This window comes from Streptomyces sp. H39-C1 (assembly GCF_027158125.1).
Classification (GTDB): domain Bacteria; phylum Actinomycetota; class Actinomycetes; order Streptomycetales; family Streptomycetaceae; genus Actinacidiphila; species Actinacidiphila fildesensis.
Genome location: NZ_JAPVLS010000032.1, coordinates 38,125 through 57,457, shown reverse-complemented (window position 1 = coordinate 57,457; position 19,333 = coordinate 38,125). Strand labels below are relative to the sequence as shown.

The window sequence follows — 19,333 nt, the reverse complement described above, 5'->3', positions numbered from 1 at the left end:
GAACCGGAAACCGGTTCCGCGCCCCTCGTCATGTCCGGCCCCGGTAGGCCCGGACGCCCGGTACCCGCGCTGCCGCGCCTAGGACGCCTGCCGTGACGGCCGCCGGACCGCGTCCGCGGCCCGCCGGACGGCCGCCGACCAGCGCCGCGTCGCCACCGACCACTGCTCCGACAGCCGCCAGATCACCCGTGCGGCCGAACGTGGCAGGAGAACCGCGCGCAGCCGTCCGCGCCGCCCGGCCGTCCGGTGCAGCCCGGCCCGTACCTGGTGCACATCCGCCGCCAGCCCGGCCACCGGCCGCGGCCTGGGCGAGTACAGCACCTGCTCCACGGCGGCCGCGACCTGTCCGGCGGCCAGCGCCGCCGCCTCGTCGAGCTCGCCCTCCCGCACCAGCCGGGCGGTGGCCCGGCGCGGTGTCTCGGAGTCGTCGGGCAGGATCCCGTAGTCCCACGCGGTGTCGACGAGCTCCCGCCAGGCCGCGAGCGTCCTGGCACCGTCCGCCTGGCCGTGGCCGACGCCGAGCCGCCGGGACCGCTCACGGCGGCGCCACAGCAGCGGCAGCAGGGGCGCACCGACCACCACCAGCGCCAGCAGGGCGATGCCCGCCAGCCGGCCGGCGCTGATCCCGGTGTCGGTCGGTCCGCTGCCCGTGTCCTGGCCGACCGGGGTGCAGTCGCCCAGCGCCTTGTCCTTGACCGAGCAGCTCGCCGAGGCCGAGGCGCCTACGCTCGGTGCCGCCGATTTGCCGGGCTCCGGGACGACCGGGCCGCCGCCGGGGTTCGACGGCTGGTCCACCGTGTAGCTGGGGGCGGTGCCGCGGGACGGGGTGGGCTCGAAGCGGGTCCAGCCGACGCCCTCGAAGTACAGCTCGGGCCAGGCGTGCGCGTCCTGGAGTCCCACCGAGACGCTGCCGTCGGACCGGGGCCCGTTGCCCGGCGCGAAGCCGACCGCGACGCGGGCCGGGATGTGCAGGGTGCGGGCCATCGCCGCCATGGTGAAGGCGAAGTGGACGCAGAACCCCTGCTTGTCCCGGAGGAAGTTGGCGATCGCGTCGACCCCGGTGCCCGAGCGGACCTGCGTGCTGTACCGGAAGTCCCCGGAGTGGAAGTACTTCTGCAGGGCCACGGCCTGCTCGTAAGGGTTCGCCGCACCGCGCGTCACCTCCAGCGCGGTCCTGCTGACCACCTCCGGCAGGGTGTCCGGGACCTGGGTGTACTCCTGCTTGAAGGTGGCCGCCGGATCGGGTGCCGTGGCGAGCTGCGCCGCCGTCGGCTGCACCAGCAGGCTGGTGACCTTGTACTTCACGCCCTTGGTCGTCTGCTTGCGGTCACCGACGACCGTGCGCCCCTCCTTGTCGAACCGCCAGCGGCCGTCGACCTTCAGCTTTTCGACGGGGTAGGGGAGCGGCAGCCAGCTCTGCGCGTAGTTCCCGTCGGCGGCGAGCGAGGTGACGACCTCGGTCGACTTCACCTCGGGGCCCAGCCCGGCCGGGACCGGGAACACCTCGGGGATCTCGGTCACCGGGCGCTCGGAGGAACGCCACTGCGTGCCGTCGAACTTGTCGAGCGCGACGATGCGCAGATACATGTCCGTCGTGCTGGGCGCGTTCGTGCGATACGACAGGACCTCGCGGTTGGTCGGCTGGTTGAGGCTGTCCTGCAGCGCCACCACCGGGTTGACCGACGAGGAGTTGGCACCGCCGAAGCCGGGGCCCGTGCCGGTGCCCGACGGGTCGAGCAGCCCGCTGCCCAGCGAGGGCAGCACGGCGGGGGCGATCAGCGCGATGCCCAGGGCCATCGCCCCGATCCGGCGGCCGGTGCGGACCGGTGCCACGACCGAGCCCTCGGACCGGGTCCCCGAAGCGCCCGCCCAGCCGGTGGACGGCGGACCGCCGCCGAAGACCCGGCCCCAGCGCGACAGCCGGTCCCGGCCCTCGGCGAGGAGCAGCAGCAGATAGCCGGCCGCCGCGATCAGGAACCACAGCCAGCGGCTGCCGCTGCCGGCCAGACCGGAGGCGACGGAGTACAGCGCGAGCAGCGGCAGCCCGGCCGGGGCGGCGCTGCCGTACGTCACCGCCATCGCGTCCACGGCCAGCGCGATCACCAGTACACCGGCGACCAGCAGCAGCCGGATGCCCGGGGTCACCGGGGCGGGGATGGCGAACTGGCTGACGTCCCGCAGTCCGTCACCGAGCCGGTCGCCGAGCCCCACGAACGCCTTGGACCCGGGCAGGATGCCGCCGACCGCCTGCTTCGAGACGAACATCATGGTCAGTATCAGCAGGCTGACCAGGGCCTGCGCCAGCACGGTCAGCGGCCTGGCCAGCGGTACCCGCCGGGCCAGCGCGCCGACGCAGGACTGGAGCGTGACGAGGAAGGCCGCCTGCAGGATCCAGCCGGTCGGGGTGGCCAGCGGCAGCAGGGAGCAGGCCGCCATGATCGACGCCACCGCGGCGCAGACCGTCAGCCGTGCGCGTCCGCTCATGAGCTCGCTCCCGCCTCTTCACGCGAGCGGTACCGGTCCGCCAGCTGCCACAGCGAGGGCAGTCCCTCGCCCGGCGGCACCGGCAGTACCGCCCAGCCGGCCTCGCGCAGCATCCGCACGGCCCGCCGGGCACCGGTGTCCGCGGCCGTGCCCGGACCGTCGCCGCCGTTCACGCCGGAGCCACCGGGGGAGCCGGAGGCCGCGGGGCCGCCGCCGGCCGCCGGTACTTCGGGGTACGGGTCCACGGCGTCGCGTGACGCCCATGCGGAACTGTCCAGGACGAACGCCACCGCGCCGCCGGCCCGCTGGCGCATCCGTCCGACGATCGTCGCCTGCTCCTCGTCCAGGTCCCCCAGGAAGGCCACCAGCAGCCCCTCGCTGCCGACCCGCAGCACGTCGTGCGCCCGGGAGAACCCGCCGCCGTCCGAGTGCTCGACCACCGCGAGGGTGTCGAGCAGCACTCCTGCGGTGTCGGAGGAGTCGCCGCCGAAACCGCCCTCGGGGCCCGGGACGCTGCTGCCGGTGTCGGTCAGCAGCCGCACCGAGTAGCCGCGCTCCAGCATGTGCGTCGAGACCGAGGCCGCTCCGGACACCGCCCATTCGAAGGCGGAGTCGGGTCCGGCGCCGTAGAAGGCGAGCCGCCGGGTGTCCACCAGCACGGTGCAGCGGGCCTTGTGCGGCTGCTCCTCGCGGCGCACCATCAGCTCGCCGTACTTCGCGGTGGAGCGCCAGTGCACCCGCCGCAGATCGTCGCCGTGCCGGTAGCCGCGCGGGATAGCGTCGTCCTCGCCGGCCAGCGACAGCGAGCGGGTGCGGCTGTCGCCGTAGCCGGACGCCTCGCCCGCGAGCCGGACCGCGGGCAGCGGCTCCACCCGGGGCACCACGGTCAGGGTGTCGAACGCGCTGAACGACCGGGTCAGCTCGCACATGCCGAAGGGGTCCGTCAGCCGCAACTGCAGCGGCCCCAGCGGATAGCGCCCGCGCAGATCGGAGCGGACCCGGTAGGACACCTCGCGGTGGCCGCCCGGCTCCACCCGGTCCAGCACGAAGCGCGGCCGCGGCCCGAGCACGTACGGCACCCGGTCCTGCAGCATCAGCAGTCCGGTGGGGATGCGCGAGACGTTGTCGACCCGCAGGTGCACCCGCGCCTCGGACATCGCGGGCACCCGCGACGGCGCGAGCCGCCGGCTGCCCGCCACCCGGTAGCGCGTGCGGTACAGGACCGCGACGCAGACCAGCGGCAGCACCGCCAGCAGCAGCCCGACCCGCAGCAGGTCCGGCTGCCCCAGCACATACGCGCAGATGGCCGCCGCGACCCCGGCCGCGAAGAAGGACCGTCCGCGCGTGGTCAGCCCCGACAACGCCGTACGGAAACCTCCCGCGGCCTGCGGGTCGGTGGACATCACAAGCCCCGGACGCCGGGCGGCTGGGCGCTCTGCGCCTGCCGCCATTGCGCTGCGGACGCCGCCGTGGCCGGGGAGGCGGACGGGTCGGGGACCGGTGTGCGCTGCAGGATCTCCGCGACGACCTGCTCGGGCGTCCGCCGGTTCAGCTGTGCCTGCGCGGTCGGCAGCAGCCGGTGCGCCAGTACCGCGGGGGCGAGCGTCTGCACGTCGTCCGGCAGGACGAAGTCCCGGCCGTCCAGCGCCGCCGAGGCGCGGGCCGCCCGCACCAGGTGCAGGGTCGCGCGCGGCGAGGCGCCGAGCCGCAGGTCCGGGTGGTGCCGGGTGGCACCGACCAGGGCGACGGCGTAGCGCCGCACGGGGTCCGACACATGCACCGTCCGCACCGCTTCGATCAGCTTCACGATCTCGTGGGCGTGCGCCACCGGCTGCAGATCGTCCAGCGGCGGCGTACCGCCGTGCACGTCGAGCATCTGCAGTTCGGCCTCCGGGCTCGGGTAGCCGATCGACACCCGGGCCATGAAGCGGTCGCGCTGCGCCTCGGGCAGCGGATAGGTGCCCTCCATCTCCACCGGGTTCTGGGTGGCGATGACCATGAACGGGTTGGGCAGCTCGTACGTGGTGCCGTCGACGGTGACCTGCCGCTCCTCCATCGACTCCAGCAGCGCCGACTGGGTCTTCGGCGAGGCCCGGTTGATCTCGTCCCCGACCACGATCTGCGCGAAGATCGCCCCCGGCTTGAACTCGAAGTCCCGCCGCTGCTGGTCGAAGACGCTCACTCCGGTGATGTCGGAGGGCAGCAGGTCGGGCGTGAACTGGATACGCCGCACCGAGCAGTCGATGGACCGCGCGAGCGCCTTGGCCAGCATCGTCTTCCCGACCCCCGGCACATCCTCGATCAGGAGGTGCCCCTCTGCCAGCATCACGGTCAGCGAAAGCCGTACGACCTCGGGCTTGCCCTCGATCACGTTCTCCACGGACCGGCGCACCCGCTCCGCCGTCGTGGTCAGATCGCTGAGGCTGGCTCGCGCGTCATAGGTCGTCACCCGGTTCTCCTCGGCCTGTTCATTGGGGCGCGGCCAACCACGGACCGGCCCCTCCCCGAATGCGGTGCACCACGCGCCCTGACGGGCGAGGGGGTGCCGCACGTTGCATTGTTCCCTTGAACAGCGCCCCGCGTCACTCGCCTGCCGTTACTTGGCCGTGATTTCCCGCATCAGACCGGTGTGGACGTCGAACACAAAACCGCGTACATCGTCCGTGTGCGCCAGGAACGGGGACGTACGCACCCGCGCCATCGACTGGCGTACGTCCTGGTCGATGTCGGTGAACGCCTCGACCGACCAGGTCGGACGCTGGCCGACCTCGTGCTCCAGCTCGGTCCTGAAGTCCTCGGTGATGCTCTGCAGGCCGCAGCCCGTGTGGTGGATGAGGACCACCGAACGGGTGCCGAGAGCCCGCTGGCTGATGGTCAGCGAGCGGATGGTGTCATCGGTGACGACACCGCCCGCGTTGCGGATGGTGTGGCAGTCGCCCAGGTCGAGGCCCAGTGCGGCGTGCAGGTCGAGGCGGGCGTCCATGCACGCGACGACGGCGACGCCCAGGACCGGCCGGGCATCCATGCCGGGGTCGTGGAAGGCGACGGCGTAGCGCTCGTTGGCGCCCACGAGCCGGTCGATGACGGAGGCGGATTCGGAGGCGGGCTCGGAGCCGGGTCCGGATGGCTGCGCTGCGGATATCGACATGTGACTGACGTTAGAGGGCGCGGACCCGTCCCACCTGCTGCAGGGGCGGGAAAAAGTCGGTCAATTGGCCGCTGTGTGAGGTAACCCACAGGCGTCGTGCCCCTCGCCCCTGGGGGTGAGGCGCGCGGGCCGTTGATTGCGTTGACCGTGGGGCTTAGTGGAGTAAAGTGGCGCGAAATGGGGTCTCCCCGCCGCAGGTAGGGGCAGCTCCCGTTCTCGACAGGGGTCCCGGTTTCCCGACGGGGATCCCGTCCGGTTACCGACAGGGCCCCGGCGGGCCCGGCTGCGGGAGGTGTGGGTGTTCCTCGGAACGTACGCGCCGCGACTCGACGACAAGAGCCGCCTCGTCCTGCCCGCGAAGTTCCGGGAGCAGCTCGCCCAGGGCCTGGTGATCACCAAGGGTCAGGAGCGCTGCCTGTACGTATGGCCGCTGCGCGGATTCCAGGCCGTCACCGAGGAACTGCGCCGGGCGCCCCTGACGTCCAAGCCCGCAAGGGACTACATGCGGGTGCTGTTCGCCGGAGCCACCGACGAGGTGCCCGACAAGCAGGGACGGATCACCGTCCCGCAGCCGCTGCGGGAGTACGCCGGGCTGGACCGCGACTGTGCGGTCATCGGCGCCAACACCCGGGTCGAGGTGTGGTCCGCCCAGGCCTGGGACCGCTACCTGGCGGCGCAGGAAGACACCTTTTCGGCCCTGTCCGAGGAGGTTCCGACCGGATTACTGTGACCCCGGCCCCTACTCGCAGCGTCACCACGGTGTACGTATGGCTCGGCCTCCTCCCGCTCTCCGGCTCCACTGGCACTACTTCCCCGGCGCCAGAGGGCCACTTCCCTCCCGAGCGGGCGGGGACCAGGCCATATGTCGAAGCAGTCGAAGAAGTCGAAGAACCGAGAAGGGCCCCATGAGCGCCGTCCCCGCCCCGCAGTCCGAGCCGCATGGCGCCCCCGAGGACCCCGCCACCACCGAGCCCACCGGGTCCAGCGAGTCCGCCGAGGCCACCCCCGCGAAGCATGTGCCCGTGATGCTGCGCCGCTGCCTGGACCTGCTGGCTCCCGCGCTGGCCGCACCGGGCGCCGTGGTCGTGGACGCGACGCTGGGGCTCGGCGGCCACAGCGAGGCGCTGCTGACCACGTTCCCGTCGGCCCGGCTGGTCGCCATCGACCGCGACCCCGCCGCGCTCAAGCTCTCCGCCGAGCGGCTGGCGCCGTTCGGCGACCGGGCCACGCTGGTGCACGCGGTCTACGACGAGCTGGCGGACGTCCTCGCCCGGCTCGGCATCCCCAAGGTCCAGGGCGTGCTGTTCGATCTCGGCGTCTCCTCCATGCAGCTGGACGAGGCGGACCGCGGCTTCGCCTACGCGCAGGACGCCCCGCTCGACATGCGGATGGACCAGACGACCGGCATCAGCGCCGCCGAGGTGCTCAACACCTACCCGCCGGGCGACCTGGTGCGGATCCTGCGCACCTACGGCGAGGAGAAGTACGCCCGCAAGATCGTCGACGCGGTCGTCAAACAGCGTGTGAAGGAACCGTTCACCAACAGCGCGCGGCTGGTCGACCTCATCCGCGAGGTGCTCCCGCAGGCGGCCAAGCGCACCGGCGGCAACCCCGCCAAGCGCACCTTCCAGGCGCTGCGCATCGAGGTCAACGCCGAGCTCGCCGCGGTCGAGGGCGCGATCCCCGCGGCGATCGGCGCCCTCGCGGTCGGCGGCCGGATCGCCGTGCTGTCGTACCAGTCGCTGGAGGACCGCATCGTCAAGCAGGCGTTCGCGGCGGGCGCGGCCAACACCGCCCCGCCCGGCCTGCCCGTGGTGCCCGAGCAGTACCAGCCCCGGCTGAAGCTGCTCACCCGCGGCGCGGAACTGCCGACCGAGGAGGAGATCGCGGAGAACAAGCGCGCCACCCCGGCCCGGCTGCGGGGCGCGGAACGGATCCGCGAGGAGGCGCTGTGAGGGCGGCCCGGTCGGCCACGGCGGCCCGCGCGCCCTTCGTCCTGCTGGTGGTGGCGCTGCTGGCCGGCGGCCTCATCTCGCTGCTCCTGCTGAACGGGGCCGTCAACCAGGACTCCTTCGAGCTCAACCGGCTGCAGAAGGACACCACCACGTACACCGACGAGGAGCAGGCGCTCCAGCAGGACGTGGACCGGTACAAGGCGCCCGACGCGCTCGACCGCCGCGCCCGCGAGCTGGGCATGGTGCCCGGCGGCAACCCCGCCTTCCTGAACCCGGACGGCACCGTGCGCGGCGACCCCACCGAGGCCGAGGCCGCGCCGACCGCGGCACCCGTCCGCACCCAGGCGCCGTCCAGCACGGCCCCCACCACGAACGCCCCCGCCACGAACGGCACCCCCGCCACGAAGCCGTCCGGCGGCGCGCCCTCGCCGACCCCCCACGGCTCCCAGACGTCCCAGACCACCGGCAGGTGACCTCGTGACCAGTCCCCGCATCCTGCGCACCGCTCCGGGGGACGGTGCGCATGAGTGAGCCGAGGCGCCCGCAGCGCGGGCGGCTGCCGGGCCCCGGCGGGCCGCGGAAGGCCGGGGCGCCGGGAGCGGCCGGACAGGGCTCGCAGCGGTCGCAGGACGCCAGGAGACCGGGCCGTCCCGCCCCGGGCGACGTCCGCCGGCCCGCCGCCCGCCGCCCGCGCCCGCCACGCCCCCCGGCCCCGCTGCGGCTGGGCCGCCCCAGGCCCCGGCTGCGGCTCGTCAGCGTCGCGCTGACGCTGGTGATGCTCGCGTTCGTCGTCCGGCTGCTGCAGGTGCAGGCCGTCGACGCGCCCGCGTACGCGGCCAAGGCCGCCGTCAACCGCTGGGTCTCGCACACCGTCGCCGCCGACCGGGGGACCATCACCGACCGGTCGGGCACCGACCTGGCGACGACCGTCGACGCGTACGACATCACCGCGGACCCGTTCCTGTTCACCTCCGCCCAGACGAAGACCGCGGACGCGCCCGCGCAGGCGGCCGAGCTCCTCGCGCCGATCGTCGGCGGCGACGCCAGGACCATCGCGAAGAAGCTCGCCACCCCGAACTCCCGCTACCAGGTCATCGCCAGGCAGCAGTCCCCGCAGGTCTGGAACCAGATCAAGGACCTCAAGCGGGCGCTGAACGACAAGGCCGCGAAGACCAAGGGCGGCGGCGGCAGTGTACTGGCCGGCATCTTCAGTGATCCGCACACCAAGCGGATCTACCCCGGCGGCGACCTCGCGGCCGGAGTGATCGGCTTCGTCAACGGCGAGGGCGCCGGCGGCGGCGGTCTCGAGGCGATGCTCGACCAGGAGCTCGCGGGCGAGGCCGGGAAGATCCGCTACGCCCAGTCCAGCGGCCGCCAGGTGCCGACCGCCGGAGTCCAGGAGCACCCCGCCGTGCCCGGCTCGGACGTGCAGCTGACCATCGACCGCGACATCCAGTGGGCGGCGCAGAGCGCCATCACCGCGCAGGTGCAGAAATCCCGGGCGGACCGCGGCTACGTCATCGTCCAGGACACCCGCACCGGCGAGATCCTCGCGATGGCCAACGCCCCCGGCTACGACCCGAACGACCTCACCCACGCCAGCGCCAACGCGCTGGGCAACGCGGCCGTCCAGGACGCCTACGAGCCCGGCAGCGTCAGCAAGCTGATGTCGATGGCCGCGGTCCTGGACCAGGGCGTCGCGACCCCGGAGACCCACGTCACGGTCCCCGGCACCCTGCCGCGCGCCGACCGGATCTTCCACGACGACATCGACCACGGCACCTGGTCGCTGACCCTCAACGGGGTGCTCGCCAAGTCCAGCAACATCGGCACGATCCTGGCGACCGGCCAGCTCGGCAGGACCCAGGCGCAGGCGAACGCGGTGCTGTACTCGTATCTGAAGAAGTTCGGGATCGGCGATCCCACCGGGCTCGGCTTCCCCGGCGAGACCCGCGGGATCCTGGCCAAGCCGCAGAACTGGAACGCCTCCCAGCAGTACACGATCCCGTTCGGCCAGGGCCTGTCGCTCAACGCGCTGCAGGCCACGTCGGTCTACTCGACGGTCGCCAACGGCGGCGTCCGCGTGGAGCCCAGCCTGATCCGCGGCATCACCGGTCCCGACGGCCGCTTCGTACCGTCCGAGGCGCCCAAGACGTCCCGGGTGGTCAGCGAGAAGACCGCCAAGACGCTGGCGACCATGCTGGAGTCCGTGGTCGGCGACGAACAGGGCACCGGAAACAAGGCGCAGATCGCCGGATACCGGGTCGCGGGCAAGACCGGCACGGCCAACCGGGTGGACCCGGTCACCGGCCGGTACAAGGGGTACACGGCCTCGTTCCTGGGCTTCGCGCCCGCCGACAACCCGCGTGTCACCGTCTCCTGCGTGATCCAGAACCCGACCAGCGGCAGCTACTTCGGCGGGCAGATCTGCGGCCCGGTCTTCAAGCAGGTCATGGAATTCGCCCTCAAATCCCTGCAGGCCGCGCCCTCGGGCGCGGAGGCGCCGCACCTGCCCGTCGAGTTCGACCCATCGAAGAGGTGACAACGATCACATCCGACGGCGACCGCCCCGGCCGGGACCGGGGGTCTTTTGGCCCCGACCGGGGCCAGCCCGGTAACCTCACCGCCGTGCCAAAAGCTGATCAGTCCCCCCTCAAGCAGCCGGGCGCGCCCCGCCCGTCCGCAGTCCGTCCCAAAGCGCTGGCGGAGCTGGCCGCGCGGCTCGGTGCGGAGCCGCCCGCGGACGGCGCCCCCGCCACTGGCATCACCCACGACTCCCGGGCGGTCCGCCCCGGCGACGTCTACGCGGCACTGCCGGGCGCCCGCTTCCACGGCGCCGACTTCGCCGTCCAGGCGGCGGACCTGGGCGCCGTCGCGATCCTCACCGATCCAGCGGGCACCGAGCGTGCCGCGGCCACCGGTCTGCCGGTCCTGACCGTGGACGACCCGCGTGCCCGGATGGGCGCGCTGGCCGCCTGGATCTACGACGAACCGGGCGAGGACCTGCTGCAGATCGGCATCACCGGAACGTCGGGCAAGACCACCACCGCCTATCTCGTCGAGGGCGGTCTGCGGGCCGTGCACGGCAAGGCCACCGGTCTCATCGGCACCGTCGAGTCGCGGATCGGCGACGAGCGGATCAAGAGCGAGCGCACCACCCCCGAGGCCACCGACCTCCAGGCGCTCTTCGCCGTCATGCACGAGCGGGGCGTCCGGTCGGTCGTCATGGAGGTCTCCAGCCACGCGCTGGTGCTCGGCCGGGTGGACGGCGCCGTCTTCGACGTGGCGGTCTTCAACAACCTCAGTCCCGAGCACATGGAATTCCACACGGACATGGAGGACTACTTCCAGGCGAAGGCGCGGCTGTTCACGCCGCAGCGCAGCCGGGTCGGCGTCGTCAACCTGGACGACGCGTACGGCCGCCGGCTCGTCGCCGAGGCCGGGGTCCCCATCACCACGTTCTCCGCCGAGGGGGACCTGGACGCCGACTGGCGTGCCACGGACGTCGAGACCGGCCCGCTGGGCAGCACCTTCACCGTGACCGGGCCCAAGGGCGAGACGGCACGGGCCGCCGCCCCGCTGCCCGGCCCGTTCAACGTCGCCAACACCCTCGCCGCGATCACCGCGCTGGTCATCGCCGGCATGGACCCGCAGACCGCCGCGGACGGCGTCGCAGCCGTCCCCGGGGTGCCCGGCCGGCTGGAAGGTGTCGACGCGGGCCAGCCGTATCTCGCGGTCGTGGACTACGCCCACAAGACCGACGCCGTCGAGTCCGTGCTGCGCGCCCTGCGCAAGACCACCGAGGGCCGGATCCACGCCGTGCTCGGCTGCGGCGGCGACCGCGACCAGCACAAGCGCGGCCCGATGGGCGCCGCCTGCGCGCGGCTCGCGGACACCGCCGTACTGACGTCCGACAACCCGCGCTCCGAGGACCCGCTCGCGATCCTCGCCGCGATGCTGAACGGAGCAGCCGAAGTACCCGCCCACGAACGCGGGCACGTCATCGTCGAGCCCGACCGGGCCGCCGCCATCGCCATCGCGGTAGCCCGGGCCGAGCCCGGCGACATCGTGCTGGTCGCGGGCAAGGGCCATGAACAGGGCCAGGACATCGCCGGAGTGGTACGCCCCTTCGACGACCGGGAAGTACTGCGCGCCGCCATCGAGAAGGACCAGGAACAGCTGTGATCCCACTCACCCTCGCCGAGGTCGCTGACGCGGTCGGCGGGAGCATGCACGACATACCGGAACCAGGGACGCGCGTGACGGGCCCCGTGGTCATCGACTCCCGTGAGGTGGTGCCCGGCGCGCTGTTCGCCGCCTTCGCCGGCGAGCGCGTGGACGGCCACGACTACGCGGTGGGCGCCGTGAAGGACGGAGCGGTGGCGGTACTCGCCTCCCGCCCCGTCGGCGTGCCCGCGATCGTCGTCGACGACGTCGTGGCCGCGCTCGGCGCCCTCGCCCGGACCGTCATCGCCCGGCTCGGCGCGACCACCGTCGCCCTCACCGGTTCGGCCGGCAAGACCAGCACCAAGGACCTGATGGCCCAGTTGCTGGAACGGCACGCTCCCACGGTGTGGACACCCGGCTCGTTGAACAACGAGATCGGGCTGCCGCTCACCGCGCTGCGCGCCGAGGAGTCCACCCAGCACCTGGTGCTCGAGATGGGCGCCCGCGGCATCGGCCACATCCGGTATCTGACGGAGCTGACCCCGCCGCGGATCGGCGTGGTCCTGAACGTCGGCGCCGCGCACATCGGCGAGTTCGGCGGCCGGGACCGGACGGCCATCGCGAAGGGCGAACTCGTCGAGTCGCTGCCCGCCGCGGAACAGGGCGGAGTGGCGGTCCTCAACGCCGACGACCCGCTGGTGCGTGCGATGTCCTCGCGCACCTCGGCCCGCGTCGTGCTCTTCGGCGAAGGGCCCGACGCCGAGGTCCGCGGGGAGAATGTCCGGCTCAACGACCGAGGTCAGGCGCTCTTCACACTCCGCACACCCACCGGGTGCGCCGAAGTGACCTTGCGCCTGTACGGTGAGCACCACGTGTCGAACGCGCTCGCCGCGGCCGCCGTCGCCGGTGAACTGGGCATGCCCGTCGAGGAGATCGCCACCGCGCTCTCCGCCGCGGGAACCCTTTCGCACTGGCGTATGGAGGTCACCGAGCGGCCCGACGGCGTGACGGTCGTCAACGACGCCTACAACGCGAACCCCGACTCCATGAGAGCCGCTCTGCGCGCGCTCGCCGCCATGGGGCGCGGGCGCCGTACGTGGGCGGTGCTCGGCGAGATGGCCGAACTCGGTGAGGAGTCCCTCACCGAGCACGACGCGGTCGGGCGACTGGTCGTCCGGCTCAACGTCAGCAAGCTCGTGGCCGTGGGCGGCTTGGAAGCCGCCTGGTTGGATATGGGCGCCAAGAACGAGGGTTCGTGGGGTGAGGAGTCGGTGCACGTGTCCGACGCGGAGACGGCGATCGACCTGCTGCGCAGCGAATTGCGCCCGGGGGACGTCGTGCTGGTGAAGGCATCTAGGTCGGTCGGACTGGAGCGCGTGGCGCTGGCGCTGCTCGACGGCACCGAAGGTGAGGTCGCCGCGCGATGAAGCAGATTCTCGTATCCGGTGTGCTCGGTCTCTTCCTGTCGCTGATCGGCACCCCGCTGCTGATCCGGCTGCTGGCCCGCAAGGGTTACGGGCAGATGATCCGTGACGACGGTCCGAAGGCGCACCACAGCAAGCGCGGCACTCCGACGATGGGCGGCATCTCGTTCATCCTGGCGACCCTGGTCGCCTATGCCGCGACCAAGGTCATCACCAGCGAGCGGCCGACCATGTCCGGTCTGCTGGTGCTGTTCCTGACCGCGGGCCTCGGCCTGGTCGGGTTCCTGGACGACTACATCAAGATCGTCAAGCAGCGGAGCCTGGGCCTGCGGGCCAAGGCGAAGCTGGGCGGCCAGCTCATCGTCGGCATCGCGTTCGCGGTCCTGGCGCTGAACTTCTCGGACTCGCGCGGCCAGACCCCGGCCTCCACCAAGCTGTCCTTCACCCAGGACTTCGGCTGGACCATCGGCCCGGTGATCTTCGTCATCTGGGCGCTGTTCATGATCCTGGCGATGTCCAACGGCGTGAACCTCACCGACGGCCTCGACGGTCTGGCCACCGGTGCGTCCGTGATGGTCTTCGCCGCCTACACCGTCATCGGCGTCTGGCAGTACGGCCAGTGGTGCGGCGCCCCGCTCAGTGCCAACGGCGCCTGTTACGAGGTCAGGGACCCACTCGACCTGGCGGTCGTCGCCGCGGCCCTGATGGGCGCGTGCTTCGGCTTCCTGTGGTGGAACACCTCACCGGCCAAGATCTTCATGGGCGACACCGGCTCGCTGGCCCTCGGCGGCGCGCTCGCCGGTCTGGCGATCTGCTCGCGCACCGAGATGCTGCTCGCGATCCTCGGCGGCCTGTTCGTCCTCATCACGCTCTCCGTCGTCATCCAGGTCGGCTCCTTCCGGCTCACCGGCAAGCGGGTCTTCCGGATGGCGCCACTCCAGCACCACTTCGAACTCAAGGGCTGGAGCGAAGTCCTGGTCGTGGTCCGCTTCTGGATCATCCAGGGCATGTGCATGGCCATCGGCCTCGGACTGTTCTACGCCGGCTGGGTGGCCGCCTCGTGACAGCGCCGCACCCGGTGGCGACCGAACTGGCGGGCGTCCGCGTCACCGTCGCGGGCCTGGGCGTCTCCGGCGTCCCGGCCGCACGGGCACTGCACGCCCTGGGCGCCGTCGTCACCGTCGTGAACAGCGGCGACGGCGAGCGGGAGCGGACCGAGGCCGAGGGGCTGCGGGAGCTGGGCGTCACCGTGCGCCTGGGCGACGGCGACACCCTCCCCGAAGGCACCGGGCTCGTCGTCACCGCACCGGGCTGGAAGCCCACGAGCCCGCTCTTCGCGGCCGCCGAGGCGGCCGGTGTCGAGGTGTGGGGCGACGTGGAGCTGGCCTGGCGACTGCGGGACGAGAGTGCCGCGCCGTGGCTGGCGGTCACCGGCACCAACGGCAAGACCACCACCGTCCAGATGCTCGCCTCCATCCTCAAGGCCGCCGGCCTGCGGACCGCCGCCGTCGGCAACATCGGCGTCTCGGTCCTGGACGCCGTGCTCGGCGAGGAGAAGTACGACGTCCTGGCCGTCGAGCTCTCGAGCTACCAGCTGCACTGGGCGCCCAGTGTCCGGCCGCACTCCGCGGCCGTCCTCAACCTCGCGCCGGACCACCTGGACTGGCACGGCTCCATGGAGGCGTACGCCGCCGACAAGGGCCGGATCTACGAGGGCAACCAGGTCGCCTGCGTCTACAACACCGCGGACCCGGCGACCGAGGCACTGGTCCGCGAGGCCGACGTCGAGGAGGGTGCCCGCGCGATCGGCTTCACCCTCGGCAGCCCCGGTCCCTCCCAGTTCGGCGTGGTGGACGGCATCCTGCTCGACCGCGCCTTCGTCGAGGGACGGCACAAGAACGCCCAGGAGCTCGCGGAAGTCTCCGACGTCCAGCCGCCCGCCCCGCACAACATCGCCAACGCGCTGGCCGCCGCGGCGCTGGCCCGCGCCTTCGGCGTCGAACCGGCCGCCGTACGCGACGGGCTGCGCGCCTTCCGGCCCGACGCCCACCGCATCGCCCTCGTGGAGACCGTCGACGAGGTCGCCTACGTGGACGACTCCAAAGCCACCAACACGCACGCCGCCGAGGCCTCGCTGGCCGCCTACGAGTCCATCGTGTGGATCGCCGGCGGCCTCGCCAAGGGCGCCACGTTCGACGAGTTGGTCATCAGGTCCGCCCCGCGGCTGCGCGGCGCGGTGCTGATGGGCGCCGACCGCGCGCTGATCCGCGAAGCGCTCGCGCGACACGCCCCTGAGGTCCCGGTCACCGACCTGGAACGGACCGACACTGGGGCGATGGCCGCGGCGGTGGAGGCGGCGAGGGAGCTCTCCCGGCCCGGTGACACGGTTCTGCTGGCACCGGCCTGCGCCTCCATGGACATGTTCACCAACTACGGCAAGCGTGGCGAGGCATTCGCCGAGGCCGTGCGGGCCCTGGTACCCGAGAGCGCGGGGCACGACAAGTAGCCGGGCGTCCCCGCTCCCCAAGTCGTAGACCCCCGGCGCTGTACCACTGGAGGGGACGCATGACGGCAGACCGTTCCGCCGCCCGCGGCGTGGAACGCCGTTCCCGCGAAGGGGCGGCCCGCGTGCTGCCCGCCAAGCGCGTCGCTGCGGGCCCCGCCAGGCCCGCCGTACCCGCCCCGGCACGCAAGGAGGCCAGGACCCGGCGGTCCGGCCCCCTGGGGGGCGCACGCAGGCTCCACGACCGCCTCCAGGCGGCCTGGGACCGGCCGCTCACCGCGTATTACCTGATCCTCGGCGGAAGCCTGCTCATCACCGTTCTCGGGCTGGTGATGGTCTACTCCGCGTCGATGATCCAGGCGCTGCGCTACGGCTACCCGTCCACGTACTACTTCCGCAAGCAGTTGCTGGCCGCCGCCATCGGCACCGTGCTGCTGATCTCCGCCGCGCGTATGCCCGTCAAGCTGCACCGCGCGCTGGCGTATCCGCTGCTGCTCGGCGCCGTTTTCCTGATGTGCCTGGTCCAGGTGCCGGGAATAGGGGAAACGGTCCACGGCAATACCAACTGGATCTCTCTCGGCGGGCCTTTCCAGCTGCAGCCCAGCGAATTCGGCAAGCTCGCACTCGTCCTGTGGGGCGCCGACCTGCTGGCCCGCAAGAGCGACAAGAACCTGCTGATCCAGTGGAAGCACCTGCTGGTGCCCCTGGTGCCCGTGACATTCATGGTGCTCGGCCTGATCATGCTCGGCGGCGACATGGGCACCACGGTCATCCTCACCGCGATTCTCTTCGGCCTGCTCTGGCTGGCCGGCGCCCCCACCCGGTTGTTCGTGGGAGTACTTTCCGGCGCCGCCTTCCTCGCGTTCCTGGCCATCAAGACCAGCCCCAACCGGATGTCACGGCTCGGCTGCATCGCCGCCAGCGATCCGGGCACCAACGACCAGTGCTGGCAGGCCGTGCACGGGATCTACGCCCTCGCATCCGGTGGCTGGTTCGGTTCCGGACTGGGCGCGAGTATGGAAAAATGGGGCGAACTGCCCGAGCCGCACACCGACTTCATCTTCGCCGTCACCGGGGAGGAACTGGGTCTCGCGGGGACGCTGTCGGTTCTCGCCCTCTTCGCGGCCCTAGGCTATGCGGGTATCCGCGTGGCCGGTCGTACGGAGGACCCCTTCGTCAGGTTCGCAGCGGGTGGCGTGACAACCTGGATCACGGCTCAGGCCGTGATCAACATTGGTGCGGTGCTCGGCCTGCTGCCGATCGCCGGAGTCCCGCTTCCGCTGTTCTCCTACGGAGGTTCGGCCCTCCTGCCGACGATGTTCGCGATCGGGTTGCTCATCTCCTTCGCTAGGAGTGAGCCCGGGGCGCGAGCGGCACTGGCCGTGCGCGGACCCGGGGTGATGTCACGGACGATGAGACGGTTCGTCAAAGGACGGCCGTCCGGGAAGCGGTGAATTTCGGTGCATGTCGTACTCGCCGGTGGGGGGACCGCCGGCCACATCGAGCCTGCGCTCGCGCTCGCCGATGCCCTGCGCAGGCAGGACCCGACCGTAGGAATCACAGCGCTCGGCACGGAGAAGGGCCTGGAGACCAGGCTCGTCCCGGAGCGCGGTTATGAACTGGCGCTGATCCCGGCCGTTCCGCTGCCACGCCGCCCCACGCCCGAACTGATCACCGTCCCCGGACGGCTGCGCGGCACCATCAAGGCCGCGGAGCAGATCCTGGAACGCACCAAGGCCGATGTGGTCGTCGGGTTCGGCGGCTACGTCGCGCTGCCCGGCTATCTCGCCGCCAAGCGGCTCGGTGTGCCGATCGTCGTCCACGAGGCCAACGCCCGCCCGGGCCTCGCCAACAAGATCGGCTCGCGCTACGCCCACGGCGTCGCCGTCAGCAGCCCGGACAGCAAGCTGCGCAACGCCCGTTACATCGGCATCCCGCTGCGCCGGACGATCGCCACCCTCGACCGGGCCGCCGTGCGCGCCGAGGCACGGGCCTATTTCGGACTCGACCAGAACCTGCCGACGCTGCTGGTCTCCGGCGGCTCCCAGGGCGCCCGCCGGCTGAACGAGGTGATCGCCACGGTCGCCCCGCGACTGCAGCAGTCCGGCGTCCAGATCCTGCACGCGGTCGGTCCGAAGAACGAACTCCCGGTCCCCGACAACATGCCCGGAATGCCGCCCTACCGCCCGGTTCCGTACATCGACCGGATGGATCTCGCCTACGCGGCCGCCGACATGATGCTCTGCCGGGCCGGCGCGATGACCGTCGCCGAGCTGTCCGCGGTCGGCCTGCCGGCCGCCTACGTCCCGCTGCCGATCGGCAACGGCGAACAGCGCCTCAACGCCCAGCCGCTGGTCAAGGCGGGCGGCGGGCTGCTGGTGGACGACGCCGAGGTGACCCCGGACTGGGTCGTCGGCAACGTCCTCCCGGTGCTGACCGATCCGCACCGGTTGTACGAGATGTCCCGGCACGCCGCCGAGTTCGGCCGCCCCGACGCCGACGACCTGCTGGTCGGCATGGTGTACGAGGCGATCGCCGCCCGCCGGGCAGGATAGGAGCCCCCCGGCGGGCTTGGACAGCAAGCCCGCCCAGGGGCGGCCCCCGGTCACGTTCCGGGGGCGGCCAGGGCGCAGGAAGGGGCGAATGCATGGCCGGACCGACCACCGCGGAACGCGGCGGGAAGGCGGAGCCGACCGCCCCCCCGCGTCGCACGCCCGCCCGCCGCAAGCGCGCGCGCCGCGCCGTGCTGATCCTGCTCGTCCTCGTCACCGTGCTGGCCGCCGCCGGGACATGGCTGGTCTACGGCTCGTCCTGGCTGCGGGCGCAGCACGTCACGGTCAGCGGCACCAAGGTGCTCACCGCCGACGAGGTGCGCGCCGCCGCGGCCGTACCGCTCGGGGGACCGCTCGCCTCGGTCGACACCGGCGCCGTCGAACACCGGCTGCTCGCCGCCCTGCCGCGGATCGCCGAGGTGACCGTCGAACGGGACTGGCCGCACGGCATCGGCCTGAAAGTGACCGAGAGAACGCCGTCCGCGGTACTCAAGAGCGGCGAAAAGTTCATCGAAGTGGACGCGGAAGGCGTACGTTTCGCCACCGTCGTCACCGCGCCGGCCGGTGCGCCCCTCGTGGAATTGACTCCGGATCAGTCTCCGAGCCTTCTCCACTTCGGAACAAAGAGCCTGCTGCGGGCGGCCGTCGAAGTCTCCGCGAGTCTCCCCGATTCCGTCCGCAAGGATGCCCGTGTCATCAGGATGCGGTCCTATGACAGCGTCACCGTCGAACTCTCCGGCGGCCGGACGGTGGTGTGGGGGAGCTCCGAAGAGGGTGAGCAGAAGGCGTCGGTGCTGATCGCTCTGATGAAGGCGGCGAAAAACGCGAACAGATTCGATGTAAGTGCTCCCAGCGCCCCTGCGGCATCGGGAAGTTGACGCCGAGTATCCCGGTTCGCCCCCTGGTTCGCCCGACCGGGCCGTGATCACATAGGGTCAAAAGAAAAACGGGAGGTTCGGCGTGTTCGTTGAACGCACACCGCTTGTCGACTTAGTGTCCTGTCCCAAGGAACGCATGGGACAGGCATACTGGTAACCCTAAACCTCAGCGTTAGGGTTCGGGGCAGCACCGGCGAACGTACCGACCGTCCCACAGGCATA

15 protein-coding genes are annotated in these 19,333 nt (G+C 72.0%); 11 read left to right on the top strand and 4 right to left on the bottom strand.

Translation table 11 applies throughout. The annotated features are described in order from the left end of the window. Positions 1-78: 78 nt before the first annotated feature. From O3W51_RS21840 to O3W51_RS21825, 4 genes are all read right to left on the bottom strand, one after another. Complete coding sequence (locus O3W51_RS21840; RefSeq protein ID WP_269287185.1) at positions 79-2,484, bottom strand: transglutaminase family protein; 2,406 nt, start codon at positions 2,482-2,484, stop codon at positions 79-81. Then, positions 2,481-3,887: a DUF58 domain-containing protein gene (locus O3W51_RS21835; protein ID WP_269287183.1), complete on the bottom strand. Its 1,407-nt coding sequence runs from the start codon at positions 3,885-3,887 to the stop codon at positions 2,481-2,483. The genes O3W51_RS21840 and O3W51_RS21835 overlap by 4 nt, the downstream gene beginning before the upstream one ends. Beyond that, positions 3,887-4,933: an AAA family ATPase gene (locus tag O3W51_RS21830; protein ID WP_244809135.1), complete on the bottom strand. Its 1,047-nt coding sequence runs from the start codon at positions 4,931-4,933 to the stop codon at positions 3,887-3,889. Before O3W51_RS21830 ends, O3W51_RS21835 begins: the two co-directional genes overlap by 1 nt. A gap of 147 nt (positions 4,934-5,080) precedes the next feature. Continuing rightward, positions 5,081-5,632, bottom strand: coding sequence for a beta-class carbonic anhydrase (locus tag O3W51_RS21825; protein WP_138356149.1), 552 nt, complete (start codon positions 5,630-5,632; stop codon positions 5,081-5,083). Between the two features lie 298 nt (positions 5,633-5,930). Between O3W51_RS21825 and mraZ the strand changes: the two genes are divergently transcribed. The 11 genes from mraZ to O3W51_RS21770 all read left to right on the top strand — a co-directional run bounded on the left by mraZ (position 5,931) and on the right by O3W51_RS21770 (position 19,111). Beyond that, complete coding sequence (mraZ, locus tag O3W51_RS21820; protein WP_138356148.1) at positions 5,931-6,362, top strand: division/cell wall cluster transcriptional repressor MraZ; 432 nt, start codon at positions 5,931-5,933, stop codon at positions 6,360-6,362. Between the two features lie 295 nt (positions 6,363-6,657). Then, a complete protein-coding gene (gene rsmH, locus O3W51_RS21815; RefSeq protein WP_187145283.1) occupies positions 6,658-7,587 on the top strand; it encodes a 16S rRNA (cytosine(1402)-N(4))-methyltransferase RsmH in 930 nt (309 codons plus the stop codon). Continuing rightward, positions 7,584-8,060, top strand: coding sequence for an FtsB family cell division protein (locus O3W51_RS21810; RefSeq protein ID WP_198357160.1), 477 nt, complete (start codon positions 7,584-7,586; stop codon positions 8,058-8,060). The genes rsmH and O3W51_RS21810 overlap by 4 nt, the downstream gene beginning before the upstream one ends. Positions 8,061-8,110: 50 nt before the next feature. Then, positions 8,111-10,129 carry a peptidoglycan D,D-transpeptidase FtsI family protein gene (locus O3W51_RS21805; protein WP_198357161.1) on the top strand — a complete coding sequence of 673 codons (2,019 nt, stop codon included), beginning with the start codon at positions 8,111-8,113 and terminating at the stop codon, positions 10,127-10,129. Beyond that, a complete protein-coding gene (locus O3W51_RS21800) occupies positions 10,126-11,772 on the top strand; it encodes a UDP-N-acetylmuramoyl-L-alanyl-D-glutamate--2,6-diaminopimelate ligase (RefSeq protein WP_138356959.1) in 1,647 nt (548 codons plus the stop codon). The genes O3W51_RS21805 and O3W51_RS21800 overlap by 4 nt, the downstream gene beginning before the upstream one ends. Further along, positions 11,769-13,181 carry a UDP-N-acetylmuramoyl-tripeptide--D-alanyl-D-alanine ligase gene (locus tag O3W51_RS21795; protein ID WP_138356958.1) on the top strand — a complete coding sequence of 471 codons (1,413 nt, stop codon included), beginning with the start codon at positions 11,769-11,771 and terminating at the stop codon, positions 13,179-13,181. The genes O3W51_RS21800 and O3W51_RS21795 overlap by 4 nt, the downstream gene beginning before the upstream one ends. Beyond that, on the top strand, positions 13,178-14,242 hold the full coding sequence (mraY, locus tag O3W51_RS21790; RefSeq protein ID WP_138356957.1) for a phospho-N-acetylmuramoyl-pentapeptide-transferase: 1,065 nt from the start codon (positions 13,178-13,180) through the stop codon (positions 14,240-14,242). The genes O3W51_RS21795 and mraY overlap by 4 nt, the downstream gene beginning before the upstream one ends. Positions 14,243-14,256: 14 nt before the next feature. Further along, positions 14,257-15,684, top strand: a complete 1,428-nt coding sequence (gene murD, locus O3W51_RS21785; protein ID WP_138356967.1) for a UDP-N-acetylmuramoyl-L-alanine--D-glutamate ligase — start codon at positions 14,257-14,259, stop codon at positions 15,682-15,684. Between the two features lie 59 nt (positions 15,685-15,743). Then, the gene (gene ftsW, locus O3W51_RS21780; protein WP_138356956.1) at positions 15,744-17,135 is read left to right on the top strand and encodes a putative lipid II flippase FtsW; all 1,392 of its coding nucleotides are present in this window, start codon (positions 15,744-15,746) and stop codon (positions 17,133-17,135) included. Between the two features lie 6 nt (positions 17,136-17,141). Then, the gene (gene murG / locus O3W51_RS21775) at positions 17,142-18,236 is read left to right on the top strand and encodes an undecaprenyldiphospho-muramoylpentapeptide beta-N-acetylglucosaminyltransferase (RefSeq protein ID WP_138356955.1); all 1,095 of its coding nucleotides are present in this window, start codon (positions 17,142-17,144) and stop codon (positions 18,234-18,236) included. Positions 18,237-18,328: 92 nt separating this feature from the next. Then, positions 18,329-19,111, top strand: coding sequence for a cell division protein FtsQ/DivIB (locus tag O3W51_RS21770; RefSeq protein ID WP_138356954.1), 783 nt, complete (start codon positions 18,329-18,331; stop codon positions 19,109-19,111). The last annotated feature ends 222 nt before the right edge of the window (positions 19,112-19,333 follow it).

Excerpts from the sequence above, each read along its gene's own strand:
- O3W51_RS21840 (WP_269287185.1), bottom strand. The coding sequence starts at position 2,484 with ATGAGCGGACGCGCACGGCTGACGGTCTGCGCCGCGGTGGCGTCGATC.
- O3W51_RS21835 (WP_269287183.1), bottom strand. The coding sequence starts at position 3,887 with ATGTCCACCGACCCGCAGGCCGCGGGAGGTTTCCGTACGGCGTTGTCG.
- O3W51_RS21825 (WP_138356149.1), bottom strand. The coding sequence starts at position 5,632 with ATGTCGATATCCGCAGCGCAGCCATCCGGACCCGGCTCCGAGCCCGCC.
- rsmH (WP_187145283.1), top strand. The coding sequence starts at position 6,658 with ATGCTGCGCCGCTGCCTGGACCTGCTGGCTCCCGCGCTGGCCGCACCG.
- O3W51_RS21805 (WP_198357161.1), top strand. The coding sequence starts at position 8,111 with ATGAGTGAGCCGAGGCGCCCGCAGCGCGGGCGGCTGCCGGGCCCCGGC.
- mraY (WP_138356957.1), top strand. The coding sequence starts at position 13,178 with ATGAAGCAGATTCTCGTATCCGGTGTGCTCGGTCTCTTCCTGTCGCTG.
- ftsW (WP_138356956.1), top strand. The coding sequence starts at position 15,744 with ATGACGGCAGACCGTTCCGCCGCCCGCGGCGTGGAACGCCGTTCCCGC.
- O3W51_RS21770 (WP_138356954.1), top strand. The coding sequence starts at position 18,329 with ATGGCCGGACCGACCACCGCGGAACGCGGCGGGAAGGCGGAGCCGACC.